The organism is Cryobacterium sp. Hh7, from assembly GCF_004403155.1.
GTDB classification, from domain to species: domain Bacteria; phylum Actinomycetota; class Actinomycetes; order Actinomycetales; family Microbacteriaceae; genus Cryobacterium; species Cryobacterium levicorallinum.
The window spans coordinates 52653-70219 of record NZ_SOHG01000040.1 but is presented as its reverse complement, the minus strand read 5'-3'; the positions used below and the strand labels follow the sequence as shown (position 1 = coordinate 70219).

19 protein-coding genes are annotated in these 17567 nt (G+C 65.2%); 14 read left to right on the top strand and 5 right to left on the bottom strand.

Features of this window, described 5'->3' with window-relative positions; translation table 11 throughout:
• The first annotated feature begins 273 nt into the window (after positions 1-273).
• Positions 274-1278 carry an aldo/keto reductase gene (locus E3T43_RS11870; protein WP_241977648.1) on the top strand — a complete coding sequence of 335 codons (1005 nt, stop codon included), beginning with the start codon at positions 274-276 and terminating at the stop codon, positions 1276-1278.
• A 3-nt stretch (positions 1279-1281) separates the two neighbouring features.
• Here the strand turns inward: E3T43_RS11870 and E3T43_RS11865 are convergent, their stop codons facing one another.
• Positions 1282-1872, bottom strand: coding sequence for a TetR/AcrR family transcriptional regulator (locus tag E3T43_RS11865; protein ID WP_092449925.1), 591 nt, complete (start codon positions 1870-1872; stop codon positions 1282-1284).
• Between the two features lie 256 nt (positions 1873-2128).
• Between E3T43_RS11865 and E3T43_RS11860 the strand changes: the two genes are divergently transcribed.
• From E3T43_RS11860 to E3T43_RS11845, 4 genes are all read left to right on the top strand, one after another.
• Positions 2129-3472, top strand: a complete 1344-nt coding sequence (locus E3T43_RS11860; RefSeq protein WP_134444424.1) for a pitrilysin family protein — start codon at positions 2129-2131, stop codon at positions 3470-3472.
• A gap of 64 nt (positions 3473-3536) precedes the next feature.
• On the top strand, positions 3537-4139 hold the full coding sequence (locus E3T43_RS11855; RefSeq protein ID WP_092450135.1) for a histidine phosphatase family protein: 603 nt from the start codon (positions 3537-3539) through the stop codon (positions 4137-4139).
• 44 nt (positions 4140-4183) lie between these two features.
• Positions 4184-4945: a 4-hydroxy-tetrahydrodipicolinate reductase gene (gene dapB / locus E3T43_RS11850; RefSeq protein WP_134472576.1), complete on the top strand. Its 762-nt coding sequence runs from the start codon at positions 4184-4186 to the stop codon at positions 4943-4945.
• A complete protein-coding gene (locus tag E3T43_RS11845; RefSeq protein WP_134472575.1) occupies positions 4942-5382 on the top strand; it encodes a hypothetical protein in 441 nt (146 codons plus the stop codon). Before dapB ends, E3T43_RS11845 begins: the two co-directional genes overlap by 4 nt.
• A gap of 11 nt (positions 5383-5393) precedes the next feature.
• Here E3T43_RS11845 and E3T43_RS11840 read toward each other — a convergent pair whose 3' ends face one another.
• The 4 genes from E3T43_RS11840 to E3T43_RS11825 form a co-directional block, all read right to left on the bottom strand.
• Entirely contained in the window at positions 5394-6284 is an 891-nt protein-coding gene (locus E3T43_RS11840) for a TIGR01777 family oxidoreductase (RefSeq protein WP_134472574.1), read from the bottom strand.
• A 9-nt stretch (positions 6285-6293) separates the two neighbouring features.
• Positions 6294-6725 carry an OsmC family peroxiredoxin gene (locus E3T43_RS11835; protein WP_134444431.1) on the bottom strand — a complete coding sequence of 144 codons (432 nt, stop codon included), beginning with the start codon at positions 6723-6725 and terminating at the stop codon, positions 6294-6296.
• 133 nt (positions 6726-6858) lie between these two features.
• Positions 6859-7362, bottom strand: a complete 504-nt coding sequence (locus E3T43_RS11830; RefSeq protein ID WP_134444433.1) for a DUF4395 domain-containing protein — start codon at positions 7360-7362, stop codon at positions 6859-6861.
• A complete protein-coding gene (locus E3T43_RS11825) occupies positions 7349-7816 on the bottom strand; it encodes a thioredoxin family protein (protein WP_134472573.1) in 468 nt (155 codons plus the stop codon). Before E3T43_RS11825 ends, E3T43_RS11830 begins: the two co-directional genes overlap by 14 nt.
• A gap of 165 nt (positions 7817-7981) precedes the next feature.
• Between E3T43_RS11825 and thyX the strand changes: the two genes are divergently transcribed.
• The 9 genes from thyX (at position 7982) to E3T43_RS11780 (ending at position 17560) form a co-directional block, all read left to right on the top strand.
• Entirely contained in the window at positions 7982-8692 is a 711-nt protein-coding gene (thyX, locus tag E3T43_RS11820) for an FAD-dependent thymidylate synthase (RefSeq protein WP_104132419.1), read from the top strand.
• A gap of 88 nt (positions 8693-8780) precedes the next feature.
• Positions 8781-9758 carry a 4-hydroxy-tetrahydrodipicolinate synthase gene (dapA, locus tag E3T43_RS11815; protein WP_092449909.1) on the top strand — a complete coding sequence of 326 codons (978 nt, stop codon included), beginning with the start codon at positions 8781-8783 and terminating at the stop codon, positions 9756-9758.
• Between the two features lie 177 nt (positions 9759-9935).
• A complete protein-coding gene (locus E3T43_RS11810) occupies positions 9936-10997 on the top strand; it encodes an efflux RND transporter periplasmic adaptor subunit (protein ID WP_174844344.1) in 1062 nt (353 codons plus the stop codon).
• Positions 10994-11695: an ABC transporter ATP-binding protein gene (locus tag E3T43_RS11805; protein ID WP_134472572.1), complete on the top strand. Its 702-nt coding sequence runs from the start codon at positions 10994-10996 to the stop codon at positions 11693-11695. Before E3T43_RS11810 ends, E3T43_RS11805 begins: the two co-directional genes overlap by 4 nt.
• The gene (locus tag E3T43_RS11800) at positions 11692-12921 is read left to right on the top strand and encodes an ABC transporter permease (protein WP_134444441.1); all 1230 of its coding nucleotides are present in this window, start codon (positions 11692-11694) and stop codon (positions 12919-12921) included. The genes E3T43_RS11805 and E3T43_RS11800 overlap by 4 nt, the downstream gene beginning before the upstream one ends.
• Before the next feature lie 99 nt (positions 12922-13020).
• The gene (locus E3T43_RS11795; protein WP_134444442.1) at positions 13021-15921 is read left to right on the top strand and encodes a DNA translocase FtsK; all 2901 of its coding nucleotides are present in this window, start codon (positions 13021-13023) and stop codon (positions 15919-15921) included.
• 3 nt (positions 15922-15924) lie between these two features.
• Complete coding sequence (pgsA, locus tag E3T43_RS11790) at positions 15925-16518, top strand: CDP-diacylglycerol--glycerol-3-phosphate 3-phosphatidyltransferase (RefSeq protein ID WP_134444444.1); 594 nt, start codon at positions 15925-15927, stop codon at positions 16516-16518.
• Positions 16505-17080, top strand: a complete 576-nt coding sequence (locus E3T43_RS11785; RefSeq protein ID WP_134444446.1) for a CinA family protein — start codon at positions 16505-16507, stop codon at positions 17078-17080. Before pgsA ends, E3T43_RS11785 begins: the two co-directional genes overlap by 14 nt.
• A gap of 156 nt (positions 17081-17236) precedes the next feature.
• Positions 17237-17560, top strand: coding sequence for a helix-turn-helix domain-containing protein (locus tag E3T43_RS11780; RefSeq protein WP_092449897.1), 324 nt, complete (start codon positions 17237-17239; stop codon positions 17558-17560).
• The last annotated feature ends 7 nt before the right edge of the window (positions 17561-17567 follow it).

Here is a 17567-nt window from a genome sequence, read left to right as displayed (position 1 = left end):
GGATGTGCGCCTGCACATTCAGCCCAATTTTCGCGCAACGGCCAGTCTAACAAATCATGCGGGTACCGACTGTCGACCAACGCAGTCTGGCCCCGCCTCGAGGGTCAGCAGCACCAATTCGCCCTGTTCCGACGCACGTTTTGGTAACGGTTTAGCGTGCCGTCGGGAAATGTCGGTGGCCTCGCCTACAGTCGGGCCAATAGCAAGCTTCACGCATCAAAAATCCGGCAGAAACGACTGGCCCGGCGAACACCCCGCGGGAGGAGAATCACGATGACCAGACAAACGGTCTCATCCTCCCTCGACGCGATGTCGATCGACCGTTCCGGGCTGGCCGAGTTAACCGTTGGTGCGCCTGTGGTCCGGCGCCAGATTCCGGGGACTGAGTTGTTCGTGCATCCGTTAGCTCTGGGCTGCAACGCCTTCGGCTGGACGGCTAACGGTGAAACCTCAACCGCGATTCTCGACGTTCACCGCGATCTGGGTGGAAATTTTCTGGACACGGCCGACAGCTTCGCCGCCGGTCGCAGCGAGGTGATCATCGGTGGGTGGCTGCGTTCGCGTCGAGCGCGCGCCGAGACCATCGTGGCCACCAAGATCGGACACAACCTCGACAACCCCGGGTTGAGCCAGCGCAGCATCGTCGGCGCCGTCGAGGCCAGCCTGGCTCGGCTCGGCACCGACTATCTCGACCTGCTCTACTTTCACTTCGACGACAAGTCCGTCGCCCTCGAAGAGAGCCTGGTTGCCGTGGACACGCTCGTACGCGCAGGCAAGGTGCGCCATCTTGCGGCCTCCAACTTCTCGGCTGAGCGCCTGATGCAGGCCCGGGTTCTCTCGGCATTAGGCCTGCCCAAGTTCGTCGCCGTCGAAACGCCGTACAACCTCGTGCACCGTACCGAACTGGAACCGAGTATCGCGGTTGCGGCCGGTGCACAGAATCTCGGTCTCATGCCGGGCTTCGCTCTGGCCCACGGTTTTCTGGCCGGTGCCTATCGCACCAAAGCGGATGCCGCCGGTACCGCCCGCGGTCAGCTCGCGCGAGTTTATGTCAACCGGCGGTCCCTGCGCGTGCTCGCCGTGGTCGATCGCATCGCCGCCGCCCACAGCGTCCCGCCTGCGACGATCGCACTGGCCTGGCTCCTGGCCCGGCCGGATGTGGTCGCACCGATCGCTGGGGCCGGGCAACCTGACCACGTGGCGTCGCTACTTGCGGCGGCGAGCATCCGTCTCGGTCGCACCGATCTGGCCGACCTGGATCGGGTGTCGACCGTCTGACTGCTAGTCGCTCGACTCGTCGAGGACGCGCTGCACGGCACGAATCAGCGCGGTGTGGGCGCCGATCGGGTCGCCGAGGTTGGCGCCGGCGAAGGCACCGTCCCTGGCCAGAAAGAAGTCGTCCGACGCGTCACCGGGCCGGGCATGACCCATGCCGCGGAACAGGTCTTCGACGCTGCGGCCGTACCAATCGCGGTGAGCGGCGACAGCCTGACGTACCGGGTGCGTCGGGTCGGTGAACTGCGCTGCAGCGTTGATGAACGGGCAACCGTGGAATCCCTCGCGGATCACCTGAGCCGAAATTTCGGCTACGACACCGCGCAGGCGTTGCTCGGGGGTGTCGAAGCGTCGCTCCAGCTCGGCGAGAAGCTCCCGAGCGCGTCGGTCCCGACCCTGCAGGTAGACCACGATGAGGGCGTCCTTGGAACGGTAGTACTTATAGAAGGTGGCTTTGGTGACCTTGGACTCGCTGATGATTCGGTCCACACCCACGGTGTGCACGCCCTCGGTGTAGAACAGACGGTCGGCGGTGGCGAGAATGCGCACCTTCGCGTGTGTCGCCGGCCGAACGGCCTCATCTGTCAGCGTGGTCATTCGGGCTCCTCTGTCGGGGGCCGTTTGGGGCCCAGATCAGCGCAAAACCGCGGGTTTGGGCAGGTCAGCCCCCAGACTGTAACACACACTAGACAGACCAGTCTGTCGGATCTGACGGCTCGGTGCGATTTGGCCAAACTGGGGGTATCGAACGGTACTGGTGTTCAGCGGAACACTACTGGTCCCAGCGTTGTGGCGGCGCCTTCCTGCGGGTACACCGGCGCGACCGGAGCGGTCAAGTAAGGTTGTGGGTGATATGAACGGTGCAGTCGACTTTCCCCTAGACCAGGCCGAACTCTCGTTTCGGGCCGCCGGTGATGCCCTCGTGCGCCGAACCGTTTTGCCGAGTGGGGTGCGCATTCTCAGCGAGCAGGTGCCGGGCGCCCGCAGCCTCACCATCGGCTACTGGGTTGCCGTCGGGTCGCGCGATGAGCAGCCCGGCCATTTCGGCTCCACCCACTTTCTCGAGCACCTGCTGTTCAAGGGCACGCCCACCCGGTCAGCGCTCGACATTGCCATCTCCTTCGACGCGGTCGGCGGTGAGCACAACGCCATGACCGCCAAGGAGTACACCTGCTACTACGCCAAGGTGCAGGACCGCGACCTCGGCATGGCCATCGACGTGCTCACCGACATGCTGACCTCGTCCAAACTGGATGCTGGTGAGTTCGAAACCGAGCGCGGCGTCATTCTCGAAGAACTCGCCATGGCCGATGATGACCCGGCCGATGTCGCCAATGAACGTTTCTTTGAAGCCGTGCTGGGGCAGCATCCGCTCGGTCGCCCGATCGGCGGCAGCGCCGACGACATTCGCGGTGCCACCAGGTCGGCCGTCTGGGAGCACTACCAGGCCAACTATCGACCGCAGGACCTCGTCGTCACTGTCGCCGGTGCCGTTGACCACGACGTGCTCGTCGCCGCCGTCACCCGCGCCCTCGAACTGGCCGGCTGGGACCTCAGCGTTGCCCAGACCCCGGTCAGTCGCCGTGGTGGTGTTCCCGCTTCCATTACGCAGGGGCAGGCGCTCACCATCGTCAAACGGCCACTGGAACAGGCCAATCTGTTGCTCGGAATGCCCGGGCTGCTGGCCACCGACGACCGCCGCGTCACCATGAGCGTGCTCACCTCGATTTTCGGTGGCGGCATGTCGAGCCGATTGTTCCAGGAGGTGCGCGAGAAGCGCGGCCTGGCCTACTCGGTCTACTCCTTCGCTCCCGGTTACTCCGACGCCGGGCTGTTTGGCATGTACGCCGGATGCACACCGGCCAAGGCCGGCCAGGTCGCCGAGCTCATGCTCAGCGAACTGCACCGCCTCGCCGATTCCGGCGTGACCACCGACGAGATGAAGCGGGCGTCGGGGCAGCTGAGCGGAGCATCCGCTCTCGCGCTGGAAGACTCGGACACGCGGATGTCCCGGCTGGGTCGTTCCGAGATCACCCTCGGTGAGTTCGCCGATCTCGATGAGGCCCTGCGCCGCCTCGCGCTCGTCACCGCGGCCGACGTGCAGGAGCTCGCCGCCGAGCTCGCGAGCGGGCCCGTGTCGATCTCCGCCGTTGGCGCGCTTGACGATGACGCCTTCGCGGCGATCCTCCCCGGCTGAGCCGGCCGCAAAGCTTCTGCAGTATCCGCACGCGCGGACTCCTTGAAATTCGAAATGGACAATGATGCCCCAGTACATCTACCTGGTACGCCACGGCGAGCAGCAGGATGCCGAACACGGCCTGCATGACGGTCCACTGTCGCCGCGTGGCAAACGTCAGGCGTTACTGATCGCCGACCGGCTGAGCGGCGTTCCCTTCACCGGCGCGTGGCATTCACCGCTGCAGCGAGCGGCCGAAACCGCCGAAATCATGGCCGAACGGTTGCCGTCGGTGCAGAGCGAATCGTCTGCGTTGCTGTTCGACTGCATTCCCTCTGGCCGGGCGGCCGAAACACCCAAGGCCTATGACCCCTTCTTCGGCTCGGTCACAGAGGACGAAATCGCTGCCGGACGCGCCCAGATGGAAGACGCGGTCGCCGAATTTCTGCAGCCACGTCGCAGCCAGCGGCACGACCTGCTGATCACCCACAATTTCGTGATCGCCTGGTTTGTGCGTGAGGTGCTCGGAGCTCCCGACTGGCGCTGGGTCGGCATCAACCAGGCCAATTGCGGATTGACCGTGCTGCAGCAGAAACCCGGCCGTCCCTGGACGCTGGTCACCCACAACGATCTCGGTCACCTGCCGGTCGAGCTGCGCACCGGACTGCCCGAACCGCTGATGTTCTAATCGACCGGGCGTTGCTGACAGAGATCAATTGGTAGATTGGTTCCATGACAACACGGGTGGCCATTATCGGCGCAACGGGCAAGATGGGCCGCCTGGTCTCCGACCTGATCGACCGAACCGAGGGCTACGAGGTCGTCGCCCGGCTTGATTCCCGCAGCGAGCTGAGCGAGATGCTCGGCGCCGAGATCGCCGTTGACCTGACCCGTCCCGACGTCAGCCGCACCGTCGTCGACTTCGCCACCGAGCACGGTCTGCGGGTGCTCGTGGGCACTTCGGGCTGGAGCCAGGAGGGCATCGACGCACTCGGCCACCGCCTGGAGGGCCGCGACGATACCGGCGTCATTATCATTCCCAACTTCTCGATCGGATCGGTGCTCGCCACGGCGTTCTCCGCCCTGGCCGCCCGATTCTACGACTCCATCGAGATCGTCGAGGCGCACCAACCCGGCAAGGTTGATTCGCCGTCGGGCACCGCTGTGCGCACCGCCGAACTGATCGGTCGTGCCCGCGCCGAACTGGGCCCGGTGTCTGCTCCGCACACCGACCAGCGGGCCCGCGGGCAGCAGGTCTCGAGTGTGCCCGTGCACAGCCTGCGCCTGGCCGGACTGCTCGCCCGGCAGGACGTGATTCTGGGCGGGACCGGTGAAACGCTCACGATCAGCCACAACACCCTGTCGCCGAGCGCCTACGAGAGCGGCATCCTGCTGGCCCTCGCCGCGACACGCACCGCCACCGGGGTGACGGTGGGCTTGGACCAGATCGTCGACCTTGGATTCGGTCCGGACACCGCGGGAGCAAACAAATGAAGGGCAAAATCGCCGTCATCGTCATGGCGGTACTCCTGGTTTTCTACCTACTGCTTGCCGGAGTGCGCGCCATTGCGTTCATCCAGAGTGGGGAACCGGTCGGGATAGCGATCGGCGTGGCGCTGCTCGTCTTGCCGCTGATCGGATTCTGGGCGCTCGCGCGGGAGATCACCTTCGGCATCCGATCGGAGCGGCTGGTGCATCAGCTCGACGAACTCGGGGGGCTTCCGTCGAACGAGCTGCCGGTGCGTCCGAGCGGTCGTCCCTATCGGGACGCTGCTGACGCTCAGTTTCCGGCGGCCCAGGCCGAGGTTGAGGCGGAACCCGAGAATTGGCAGTCCTGGCTACGTCTGGGCCTGGCCTACGACGCCTCCGGCGACCGCAAACGTGCGCGCGGCGCGATCCGCACGGCGATCACCCTCGAGCGCACGCGCTAGAGCCAGCGCCGCTACGGCTGTCGCAGCATCCAGGCGATCGCGGTGGCCGGCGTACGCTGAGCGAACTCGAATCCGTCGTCGAGCAGCTTCTGGGCGCTCACCTGCTGGTCGGCGAGCAGCAGTTGGCGGGCGGCATCCTGTAACAGGAAGGTCAGTATCGGTTTCGGTACCGGCAGTCGGAACGGCCGGTGCAGCGCTGCGGCGAGTGTGCTGATGATGTCGTTGGCCGTCGCGGGGGTCGGCCCGACCAGGTTCACCGGGCCGGACAGGGTCGAGGTCAACAGGTGCACGATCGCCGCGGCCTCGTCGTGCAGGCTGATCCAGGCCCAGTGCTGCATCCCGCTGCCGAGCGGCCCGGCCAGGCCTAGTTTGGCCAGCGGCAGCACGGGTTTGAGCGCACCGCCCTTGGCTAAAACCAGACCGGTCCGCAGGGTGACGACGCGGGTCGATTCGGGTGCGAGTTGCGCCTCGGCTTCCCAGCGTGTGACCACCTCGGCGAGAAAATCGGTGCCGACAGCGGATGCCTCGCTCAGTACCTCCCCCGGCCGATTCCCATAGATCCCCACCGCAGAGCCGTTCAGCAGAACGGTCGGCGGGTTCGTTGACCGACGCAGCGCGTCGGTCAACGTGCGCGTGGCGTGCAGACGGGACTGCAGGATTTCCTGGCGGTACCCGCTTGTCCACGGCAGCCGCGCCAGCGACGCCCCGGACAGGTTGACGACGGCGTCGATGTCGTCGAGCACGCTCGGATCCAAAACCAACGTGGCCGGGTCCCAACGAATCTCGTTGGGACCGAGGGCCTCGCGTCGTACCAGCCGCACCGGGGTGTGGCCGGCAGTTTCGACCTGGCGGCTGAGCTCCCTGCCGATGAGACCGGATGCGCCGGCAATCAGAACGCGCATGGCCTGGGCCTAGGCCAGCTCTGCTTCAATGGTGATCGGAATGCCGGCGAGCGCCTTCGAGATCGGGCAGTTCTCCTTGGCATCCTGTGCAAACGTTTCGAACTCGGCCTCGGTCAGACCGGGAATCTTCGCGCTGACCAGCAGGTGGCTGCCGATGACGCCGGTTCCGGCCGCAAAGGTGACGGCGGCGGTGGTCTGGATGCTCTCGGGGGTATGACCAGCCGAGCCGAGGGCGTTGGCGAGGGCCATGGAGAAGCACGCTGCGTGAGCGGCGCCGAGCAATTCCTCGGGGTTGGTGGTGTTCGATACCCCTTCGGCGCGAGCCTTCCAGTTTACCGAGAATTCCGCGGTATGTGAGGAATCGAGCGTGACGGTTCCGGAACCGGTCGGAAGATCGCCGGTCCAGACGGTGGTTGCTTCACTCGTGAGTGTCGTGGGCATGGTGTTACCTCCAGGTGATTGAATTCCACCCTATCCGTCAGACCTGCCCGGCGAACCTGTCCCGTCTGGGAACTTCCTGAGAGCCAGCCCGACACGACCCCGGCCCAGTTTCCCGGCTGGGCCTGGAACACCTTCAGGCGCCTCGAACCCGTGCACCCCGGTTCAGCAAGCCGAATCGTACGAGCAGCAAGTAGATCTGGCAGCCGAGGCAGTAATCGAACACAGCGTTGAGAAAGGCCGCGACGAAGGCTGCCGCCGCGGCGATGCCGACCGCGCCGGGCACTCCGGCCAGCCCGAGAGCCACGCCGACGAGCGTGACCGCGAGGCCGACGCCCTGGGCAAAGGTCGGTGGAGCGGCATCCTCGAGTTCGGCCGGGGGAGCAAGGCGGGGTCGTACGAATTTCTTGAACAGCACGCCATAGGGATGCCGTCCGGCTCCGGCCGCAGCGCCCCACGCGAATAGTCCGGTCAGCGCCGACAGCAGGATCAACGCGGCAACGGATGCCCCGGTCACCGACAAAAAGACCACGGCGAGCAGTAACACGGCGGTGATCGCCGCACCGAACCTGGGCCCGCGCGGATCGATCCGGGGGCGCGCCCTGGGTGGCGTCGTGATGGGCGAATCAGCGGTTGACATAGGAACTCCGAAGGGTTGTGGACCGACCCGAATCGGGCTCGAAATTGTCCAGGGCAGCGGCGATGGCAGCGCGGTTCGGCGCGCCACCCACTCGTGCGCGCACCCGTCCTGCTCCATCGAGAATCAGGGTCGTCGGTGTTTGCAAAATGGAGTACCGGTTCGCTAAATCCGCGCGATGGGTCAGGTCCACGTCGACGTGCACGACGCCGGGGCGGGAATCCGCCACGGCACCAAGTAGTCGGCGGGTGCCCGGGCAGCGGGCGCACAACTCGGTCGAAAACTGCAACAGGGTTGCCGCAGCGCCGAACGGGGTCGCAGCCGCGACATCCGCTGGCCTGATGATCTGGCCGGAAATCTGGGTGACGCGACCCTGTCTGGCCCGCCAGAACAGGCCGAGCACGGTCGCGCCGGCCAGCAGTGCCAACAGCAGGCCGATAGCTTCGAGGGGATTCATGGTTGCAACGCTACGCGGGCGTACTGTGAATCTCGCACTGTGACGAGAGATTACGCCGGCTCACGGTGTGGCCCGGCCCCTACCTGCGGTGGATGCGACTAACCTGATTCAGTGTCTGATATCGCCGAACAAGAGCCCCGCCCTGAAATCGAATTTAGATCGGAAATGACCGTCGAACTCGTGCGCGCGAGTGCCCACGACTCCGATGTGCTGTTTGCCGCCCGGGTATCGACCCTGGGGGAGCAGACCTTGGAACAGAGTCAGCTCGAGGGGTCCGAGAGCGAGGCCGACGAGAAACGCGACCGCGGCCTGATCAATTACCTCATGCGCGACCGCCACGGCTCGCCGTTCGAACACAACTCGATGACGTTTTACGTACGCGCGCCCATCTTCGTGTTCCGCGAGTTCATGCGGCACCGCATTGCCTCCTACAACGAAGAATCGGGCCGCTACCGGGAGTTGGGCCCGGTGTTCTACGTACCCTCCAACGAGCGCAACCTCGTACAGGTCGGCAAGGCCGGCGCCTATGACTTTCTGCCCGGAACCGCCGAGCAGACCGCGTTGGTGCAGCAGCAGACCCGTGCCGCCGCGATTCACGCCTACGAGGCGTACCAGCGGATGCTCCAAGCCGGCGTCGCGCGCGAGGTCGCCCGCATCGTGCTGCCGCTGAACATCTACTCCTCGATGTACGTCACACTCAACGCTCGTTCGCTGATGAACTTTCTCAGCCTGCGCACTAAGCGGGAGGGTAGTCAGTTCCCGTCCTTCCCGCAGCGTGAGATCGAGATGTGTGCCGAGCAGATGGAGACGCACTTCGAGAAACTGATGCCGCTGACCCATGCATCCTTCAATAAGAACGGTCGCGTTTCGCCGTAACGAGATTTCGTTCAGAAGTGCCCGGTTCACACGGGCACTTTTTGGGCTCTCGCCGGGCGGAGGGCGTGGAGACGATAGCCTGTAGCTCGTGTCTACCTCTACGAATCCCTTTGGCCAGGTGCTGGTCGCACTGGTCACCCCGTTTACCTTTGATGGCGAAGTGGACTGGGCTGGGGTGGAGAAGCACATCGACGACGTCATCAACGCCGGGGCCGATGGCATCGTCGTCACGGGCACGACCGGTGAGACCAGCACGCTGACCGACCCGGAGAAGATCCGCCTGGTCGAGGTCGGCAAGTCGGTCGCCAACGGCCGCGCCAAGATCATCACCGGCGGTGGCTCAAATGAGACCGCTCACGCCATGCAGCTGGCCCGGCAGAGTGAAAAAGCCGGTGCGGACGGCAATATGATCGTCACGCCGTACTACAACAAGCCGACCCAGGCCGGTATCCTCACCCACTTCCGCATGATCGCGGATGCTACCGACCTTCCGGTCATTCTGTACGACATTCCGGGGCGCACCGGCGTCGCGATCGCCTACGAGACCATCCTGCGCGCGGCCAAGCACCCCAATATTCTGGCTATCAAAGATGCCAAGGGCGACTTCGCCCAGGTCAGCCGGGTACTTAACCAGACCGACCTCCTGTACTTCTCCGGCGACGACCCCAACGTTCTGGCACACCTCTCGATCGGTGCGACTGGCCTGATCGGCGTGACCGGCAATATCACGGCCACCCCGTACCGGCACATGGTCGACGCGGTCAACCGTGGCGACCTCAAGGTCGCGACCGCCGCCCATCAGCAGCTCGAACCACTCGTGCGCGCCGTGATGACACACGTTCCCGGCACCGTGGCGGTGAAGTACATTTTGCACGGCCTCGGGCGCATCGGCAGCCCGCGGGTGCGCCTGCCCCTGGTCGGCCCGGAGGACTCCGAAGCCGCTCAGATCGAGGACGAACTCTCGCTCGTGCAGGACATCCCCGGCGTGGACTTCTCTAACTTCCGTCCGGACCGCAACGCTGCGGCCGGCGGATCGCTCCCCAAGGTCGCCGGCACCACCCGCTAAAGCATTGATCGTGCTCGCGGCACTCGTTAACGTTCGCGGCACCCGTCCGTAGGGTCGCCGCGAACTGCAACGAGTGCCGCGAGCCCGGCAAACCCCGCGAGCGATGCACCTTGCCACAAAACGCTAGGCTCAGGCCATCGAGCTTGACCAGGTCCGGTCGGCCGGGTGGGGAGTCTCGTGAATATTGCACGCAAATGGGTTTTTCCCATACTTCGATTGATCGTGATTGCGGCCATCGCCGTTGCCTTGGTCAAGATTGCCTTCTACCCAGACGCCGCCGCCGACAGCAACCCGGCCGAGCCCACCGGCGTCATCGTCGAGCCCCAAATTCCGGTGGTTCTCGGAACGATCAGCAACGATGTCACCCTCCCGGGCACGGTCAGTGCCGACCCGGCCGTCGCCATCAAGGCGACCGCCGTCGGAACGGTCGACGAGATCTTCATCGCGGCTGGCCAGGCAGTGAACAAAGACGACAAGATCTACGACATTCGAGTTGAGACGATCAAGGATCCGGTCGAAACAACGGATGCCGACGGCAACGTGACCATCACCCAGCCGAAACCAGTGGTCACCTTCGCCAAGGTATTCGCGCCGATCACCGGAATTCTCAGCTCGCTCACCGTGATTCCCGGTCAGAGCGTGGCCGTCGGCGACGCCACCGGGCAGGTTGCGCCGCCGAGCTTCTCGGTGAGCGGCTCGCTCAGCCCCGAGCAGCAGTATCGGCTGCTGAGCAAGCCGACCGAGGCATCCGTTGCGATCACGAAGGGGCCGGCACCGTTCACCTGTACCGGCCTGACCATCACCACCCCGCTGGCCGGGGAATCGGCCGGTGGCGACGGGGGTGTCGGTGGCGAAGCAGGAATGGGCGGCACCACCGTCAGCTGCGCCATCCCGGCCGAGGTGACCGTGTTCGCCGGCCTCGCCGCGCAGATCACCATCGCCGCCGGCCTCGCCGAAAACGTGCTGGTCGTACCGACGACCGCTGTCGAAGGCTCGGCCGAGACCGGTGTCGTCTGGTTTGTGCTGGCCGACGGCGGCACCGAGGAACGACCGGTCACGCTCGGCATGACCGACGGCGTCAACGTACAGGTGATCGACGGACTGATCGAGGGCGATGTGATCAATCAATTCGTGCCGGGTGCCCCCGTGGCACCGGGAGCCGACGGCTGCGATACCCAACCCGATGGCAGCCAAGTCTGCTACATGCCGAGCATCTCCAGCAGAGCGATCTCCCATTGAGTCTTCTACATCTTGAGGGCGTCACCCGCACCGTGCAGCTCATCGATGCGCCGCCGCTGACGATTCTCTCCGGCATCGACCTCGACGTCGACGTGGGCGACCGCGTCTCGATCGTCGGCCGTTCGGGTTCGGGTTCGGGCAAAACCACCCTGCTCAACCTGCTCGGGCTGCTCGACAACCCCACGAGCGGCAGCATGCTGTTCGAAGACCGCCCCGTGCAGTCGTTGTCCTCCGGCGCGCGGGATCGGTTGCGCGGCCGAGAGGTCGGCTTCATCTTTCAACAGTTCAACCTGCTGCAGGGACGCACCGCCCTCGAAAACGTCATGACTCCGCTGCTCTACGCGGAGGGCCGCCAGTTCTGGCAGCGCACCCGAATCGCCACCGAGATGCTCGAACGCGTCGGGCTCGGCGACCGGCTCGGCTCACTGCCCGACAAGTTGAGTGGCGGTGAGCAGCAGCGGGTGGCGATCGCCCGCTCGCTCGTGCGCGGCCCACGGCTGATTCTCGCCGACGAACCCACCGGCGCTCTCGACCTCGAGACCGGCGAAACGGTGATGGACCTAATCGACGAGGTCGCCACCGAATCCGGCGCAGCCCTCGTCACCATCACGCACGATCCCGCCATCGCCGCCCGAGCCAGCCGACACCTGCGCCTCGACCACGGCGTGCTGCAGGCCACCAGCACGGTGCCGGCATGAAGCGCGCCGTCAGCAATCTGGTAGGCGCGGTGATCGAGGCCTGGCAGGAACTGCGCATCCACAAGACCCGCGTCATGCTGTCGCTGATCGGTGTCGCGGTCGCCGTCTGCGCCATCACCACCGTGGTCGGGCTTGGCGCGGTCGCCCAACAGGCGACCGTCGAATCGAGCGAACGCTCCGGTGGGCGCGCCGCGAGCCTCTTTCTGTCGGCATCGATGAACGATGGCTCCACCCCGCCGGGAATGCCCGAAATCTGGCGGACTGCCCTCGAACGCTACCAAATCGACTACGCCAGCCGGGTCGTGAACGCCAGCCAGACCGTGCAATTCGCCGACGGAGCCGTACCGGTGCAGACCCTCGGCATCGACCCGCCCTACGGTACCATGCACCGCATCACCCTCGAAGAGGGCGCCTGGTTTACCGAGGACGACCAGGCCAGGCTCGCCCCTGCCGTGCTGGTCAATTCCATCTTCTACAACCGTCTCGGTAGACCAGACCTGCGCACGCACCCGACCGCGACCCTGATCGGTGAACGCACCACGACGGCCGTCGTCACCGGCGTCTACCCCTCACTCTCGTGGGAGACCGAACCGGCCATGTACATGCTCGCCGACGCACTCACTGCCATTACGCCCGTCGTCAGCGACCCGAACCTCCAACAATTCGGACCGCCGTCCTACGAGCTGTGGGTGCCCGTTGACGTGTCGGAGCAGCTGGTGACCGCGCTGCAACGCGACGTACAGGGCGCGCTCGGAAGTGAAGCATCCGTTTCAGTGAACCGGCAGGACTACGCGGCGTACCAGGACACCGACCCCTACCTCTCGCTCAAACTCACGGTCGGCGCCATCGCCGGGCTGGTGTTGCTGCTCGGCGCGCTCGGCCTGGTCAATATCGCCCTGGTCACCCTCAAGCAGCGCATCCGGGAGATCGGCATCCGGCGCAGCTTCGGCGCCACGGCCGGGCGGGTGTTCTTCGCCGTGATGATGGAAAGCGTCGTCGCGACCGTCGTCGCCGGAATCGTCGGCGTGATCGGAGCCGTCCTCATCGTCAAGAGTCCTTTTGTCGAGGATTTCATCAGCCAGGGCCAGGTCACCGACTTCCCGCCGTTCCCGGTTGAGGCAGCCATCCTCGGCCTGGTCTGCGCCACCGTCGTCGGCGCCCTCGCCGGGCTGATCCCCGCGCTCGTCGCGGTGCGTGTCAAGGTGATCGACGCCATCCGCTATTAGCAGCAAAACGGATGCCGCGGCCAGGCTTTCGCGGACCAGTCACGCGGGCCGTAGGCGTGGGGCCGAGGGAATGTCACCGGTGCTTGGTAGCGTTATTTCATGGCTACGAGCACTAAGTCGACCGGGCGTGCCCGCACCCCCGCAGCGAAGGGCGCTCCGGCGCGCAAACCCGCAACGCGGGGAGCCGGCGGCACGGCCGCGCAGAAGACCGTCAAATTCACCGCCGTCGAGGTGAAACCAAGCCTCGGAGCCCGCGCCTGGATGGGCCTGGCCCACCTGACCGGCGGCGCAGCGCGTGCCCTCGGCCCCGAAAAACTCTCCAAAGACGAACGCCGTGACGGTCTGCCGTTCTTTCTCGTTCTGCTCGCCATCTCCGGCGCCATCGTCGAATGGTTCCTGATCAATAACGTCGTCGCTCAGCGGCTCGACGCCTACACCTTCGGCGGATTGTTCGGCCGGGTCGCCTTCGCCCTCCCGGTCATCCTTCTGCTGTTCTCCGTCTGGCTGTTTCGCAAACCGAGTTCGGTGCACGACAACGGTCGCATCGGCATCGGGCTAAGCCTGCTGCTCGTCACCATCTCCGGGCTCTGCCATATCTTCGGCGTGCAACCCGAGCCGCAAGACGGCATGCCGGCCCTCGCCCTGGCCGGCGGCGTGATCGGCTGGATGATTGCCGCCCCGCTCATTCTCCTGACCACGTCCATCGGCGCGACCATCGTCGTCATCCTGCTGTTGCTGCTGAGCCTGTTCATCATCACCAAGACGCCGCCGAATCGCATCGGTCAGCGCTCCCGCGAGCTCTACGACTGGCTGTTCGGCGCGCAACTGACCGACGACGAAGAACGCGCGGCCGCCAGCAAGGGTGCCAAATCGGGCAAGACCGTTCAGGTCGAACTCGACGGGGTCGACGAAGACGGCCCGGAGGGCGCGCTGCCCTGGTGGCGCCGCAACAACAGCAAGCGGGAGGAAGACCCCGACTTCGGAAGTGCACTCTCGACCGAAAAACGAGGTGCCGACGCCAAGGCGGCGGACACCGCCGACCCGATGAGCGTGCTGCTCGGCGGCAACCAGTCCCGCGGCGGTTTTGACAGCGCGATCGAACCCGAAGTCACCGACCGCACCGCCCCGCCGGAACGCGACCATTACGGCACCGAGGTGCTCGAAGACCTGCGCAAGGCCGAGCTCGCCGTCAAACGATTCACCGGAGAGGTCGACCTCGGCGCGGGTCCGTCCACCGGCCTGCACTCTGACGACCCGGCCGGCCACACCGAGGTCCTTCCCGGCTTCGACGACGTCTTCCCCGAACTGAGTCAGGCAGTGGATGCCGACGGCGCGACTCTGCCGCCTCTCGCCTCCACAGATCCCCACCCGGCCATTCCGTATCTCGTGCCGGCAGCATCCACTCTCACCGCCGGACCGCCAGCCAAGGCCCGCTCGGCCGCCAACGACGACGTGGTCAAGTCGATCACCGAAGTGCTGCGTCAGTTCCAGGTCGACGCGAAGGTCACCGGGTTCTCGCGTGGCCCCACGGTCACCCAGTACGAGATCGAACTCGGCCCGGGCGTCAAGGTCGAGCGGGTGACCGCCCTGAGCAAGAACCTCTCCTACGCGGTCGCCTCGAACGAGGTGCGCATTCTCTCGCCGATTCCCGGCAAGAGCGCCATCGGCATCGAGATTCCCAACACCGACCGTGAAATCGTCACCCTCGGCGACGTGCTGCGCTCGAATACCGCCACCAACGCCACGCACCCGATGACCATCGGCGTCGGTAAAGACGTTGGCGGTGGCTTCGTCATCGCCAACCTCGCGAAAATGCCCCACCTGCTCGTGGCCGGTTCCACCGGTTCGGGAAAGTCGAGCTTCGTCAACTCCATGATCACAAGCCTGCTGATGCGGGCCAAGCCGAGCGACGTGCGCATGGTGCTGATCGACCCGAAACGGGTCGAGCTCGCTGCCTACGCCGGCGTGCCCCACCTGATCACGCCCATCATCACGAACCCGAAGAAAGCGGCCGAAGCGCTGCAATGGGTCGTGAAAGAGATGGACATGCGTTACGACGACCTCGCCAGCTTTGGCTTTCGCCACATCGACGACTTCAACAAGGCCGTCAATAACGAGGAGATCGTGCTGCCGGTCGGCAGTGAACGCAAGCTCAAGCCGTACCCGTACCTGCTGGTCGTCGTCGATGAGCTGGCCGACCTCATGATGGTCGCCCCGCGCGACGTCGAAGACTCGATCGTGCGTATCACCCAGCTCGCCCGCGCCTCCGGTATCCACCTCGTGCTCGCCACGCAGCGTCCAAGCGTCGACGTCGTCACCGGGCTGATCAAGGCCAACGTGCCCTCCCGGCTCGCCTTCGCCGTGACGAGCGTCACCGACTCCCGAGTCATCCTCGACCAGCCGGGCGCCGATAAGCTCATCGGTCAGGGGGACGCGCTGTTCCTGCCAATGGGCGCGTCCAAGGCCGTGCGCGTGCAGGGCGCCTGGGTAACCGAAGACGAGATCGAAAAGGTCGTCAAGCACGTCACCATGCAGGCCAGGCCCGACTATCGGCCCGATGTCTCCATGGTCGCCCCGCGTAAAGAGATCGACTCCGACATCGGCGACGACCTCGAAGTGCTGCTCGCCGCCGCAGAACTCGTCGTCTCCACCCAGTTTGGGTCCACGTCCATGCTGCAGCGCAAACTGCGGGTCGGCTTCGCCAAGGCCGGCCGCCTGATGGACCTGCTCGAGTCTCGCGAAATCGTCGGCCCCTCCGAGGGCTCCAAGGCCCGCGACGTGCTCGTCAACGCCGAACAGTTGCCGAGCGTGCTCGCCCGCCTGCGCGGCTCCGACGACGAACAGCACGCCCTCAAGGCGCAATCCGACGATTCCCGTGCAGCCGCGGCACCTGACCCGCGCTACGCCGACGACCCGGTGGAGAAAATGTCGCAGGGGTATCCTGAGGTCGACGGCACCGAGGACGACGAGGATGCCTGGAAACTAACGGGCAGGGACTGAACCATGGCATCACCGCAAGCATCCGTCGCCCGCCCGAGCAACTGGAACCTGCCCAACCTGATCACGGTCGTACGCATCCTGCTCGCCCCCGTCTTCATTTGGATGCTGCTGGCCGACAACGGCGCCCACGACGCACTGCGCTGGGCCGCCGCCGTGCTGTTCATCATCGCGATCGCCACCGATGGAATCGACGGCATGATCGCCCGCCGCCACAACCTCGTCACCGACCTCGGCAAGATCCTCGACCCGATCGCCGACAAGATCCTCACCGGCGGCGCCCTGGTCTGCCTCTCCATCCTCGAAGAGTTGCCCTGGTGGGTGACCATCGTCATCCTGGTGCGCGAAATCGGCATCACCGTGTTTCGGTTCGTCATGCTGCGTGACCGGGTCATTCCGGCCAGCCGCGGCGGCAAGCTCAAAACCATTGCCCAGTCCGTGGCTATCTCGCTAGCGCTACTCCCGTTCCAGCTGGTCTTCGGCGACTGGGTGGACTGGGTCAACACGGCCACCATGACCATTGCTCTCGTACTGACCGTGGCATCCGGGCTTGACTACCTGCTGTCGGCCTGGCGACTGCGCAAGCATGACGTTGCCTGACTCGGCCGACTCGATCGACCTCCCCGACGTCACCCTTCGCGCCCGCACCGCTTCAGGCGATCTGCAAGCGGATGCAACGGCCGATTTGATCGCGCAACTCGCCATTCGGCACCTCACCATTGCGGTCGCCGAGTCACTGACCGGCGGGCTGCTCGTGGCCGAACTCGTACGCATCCCTGGGGCATCCGTTGTGGTGCGCGGGGGAGTCGTCGCCTATGACTCGGACCTCAAACGGAGCCTGCTTCAGGTCGACAGCAGCGTGCTCAACGTTCATGGCCCCGTGCACGCCGACGTCGCCAAGCAGATGGCCGTCGGTGTGCGCACACTCCTCGCCGTCAATGATGTGCGCGCCGACGTCGGAGTCTCCACGACGGGCGTGGCCGGACCGGGCCCCGATGGTGGCCACCCGGCCGGAACCGTCTACATCGGGCTCTCCAAAGGCACCGGATCCTGGGCGGTGCCCCTGCAACTTGATGGAGACCGAGCCGAAATTCGCACCGAAACGGTGCGCCAAGCCATCCTTGCTGTGCGTGCGCTGATAGCGCGCGGTGACGCGGAATAGTTCTTCTTACAGGCTGGTTACATCGAAGGAATACACAAGCAAAGTCCAACGTCTTTCGGTTAGTGTCAGCTTGTCAGAGGAATGACGTAGTGTAGGCACCAACTGGAACTCCAATAGTTTGGGCTCGAGTTATTAAGGTATAAGAAGGAGGTTCCGATGATTCTTGTTCGTCAGGAAATCGGCGATGTGCTCAGGGACTTCCGCCTGCAAAAGGGGCGTACCCTGCGTCAGGTCGCAAGCAAAGCCAGCGTCGCGCTCGGCTACCTCAGCGAGGTAGAACGTGGACAGAAAGAAGCCTCCTCGGAGATTCTCGCGTCCGTGGCCGATGCACTGGAAACCCCGATTTCGGTCATCATGCGTGAAGTTGGTGACCGTCTCGCCGTCATCGAGGGAATGGATCAGTTCCCCGACACGGTACCCGACGACCTCGTCACCACGTTCGATTCCGGGCTGATGTCGTTAGACAGCGGCGCGCGCTAGTCGCCCC

Bases quoted from the DNA above. Each gene is read 5' to 3' on its own strand.
- E3T43_RS11870 (WP_241977648.1), top strand. From the start codon at position 274: ATGACCAGACAAACGGTCTCATCCTCCCTCGACGCGATGTCGATCGAC.
- E3T43_RS11865 (WP_092449925.1), bottom strand. From the start codon at position 1,872: ATGACCACGCTGACAGATGAGGCCGTTCGGCCGGCGACACACGCGAAG.
- E3T43_RS11860 (WP_134444424.1), top strand. From the start codon at position 2,129: ATGAACGGTGCAGTCGACTTTCCCCTAGACCAGGCCGAACTCTCGTTT.
- E3T43_RS11855 (WP_092450135.1), top strand. From the start codon at position 3,537: ATGCCCCAGTACATCTACCTGGTACGCCACGGCGAGCAGCAGGATGCC.
- dapB (WP_134472576.1), top strand. From the start codon at position 4,184: ATGACAACACGGGTGGCCATTATCGGCGCAACGGGCAAGATGGGCCGC.
- E3T43_RS11845 (WP_134472575.1), top strand. From the start codon at position 4,942: ATGAAGGGCAAAATCGCCGTCATCGTCATGGCGGTACTCCTGGTTTTC.
- E3T43_RS11840 (WP_134472574.1), bottom strand. From the start codon at position 6,284: ATGCGCGTTCTGATTGCCGGCGCATCCGGTCTCATCGGCAGGGAGCTC.
- E3T43_RS11835 (WP_134444431.1), bottom strand. From the start codon at position 6,725: ATGCCCACGACACTCACGAGTGAAGCAACCACCGTCTGGACCGGCGAT.
- E3T43_RS11830 (WP_134444433.1), bottom strand. From the start codon at position 7,362: ATGTCAACCGCTGATTCGCCCATCACGACGCCACCCAGGGCGCGCCCC.
- E3T43_RS11825 (WP_134472573.1), bottom strand. From the start codon at position 7,816: ATGAATCCCCTCGAAGCTATCGGCCTGCTGTTGGCACTGCTGGCCGGC.
- thyX (WP_104132419.1), top strand. From the start codon at position 7,982: ATGACCGTCGAACTCGTGCGCGCGAGTGCCCACGACTCCGATGTGCTG.
- E3T43_RS11800 (WP_134444441.1), top strand. From the start codon at position 11,692: ATGAAGCGCGCCGTCAGCAATCTGGTAGGCGCGGTGATCGAGGCCTGG.
- E3T43_RS11795 (WP_134444442.1), top strand. From the start codon at position 13,021: ATGGCTACGAGCACTAAGTCGACCGGGCGTGCCCGCACCCCCGCAGCG.
- pgsA (WP_134444444.1), top strand. From the start codon at position 15,925: ATGGCATCACCGCAAGCATCCGTCGCCCGCCCGAGCAACTGGAACCTG.
- E3T43_RS11785 (WP_134444446.1), top strand. From the start codon at position 16,505: ATGACGTTGCCTGACTCGGCCGACTCGATCGACCTCCCCGACGTCACC.
- E3T43_RS11780 (WP_092449897.1), top strand. From the start codon at position 17,237: ATGATTCTTGTTCGTCAGGAAATCGGCGATGTGCTCAGGGACTTCCGC.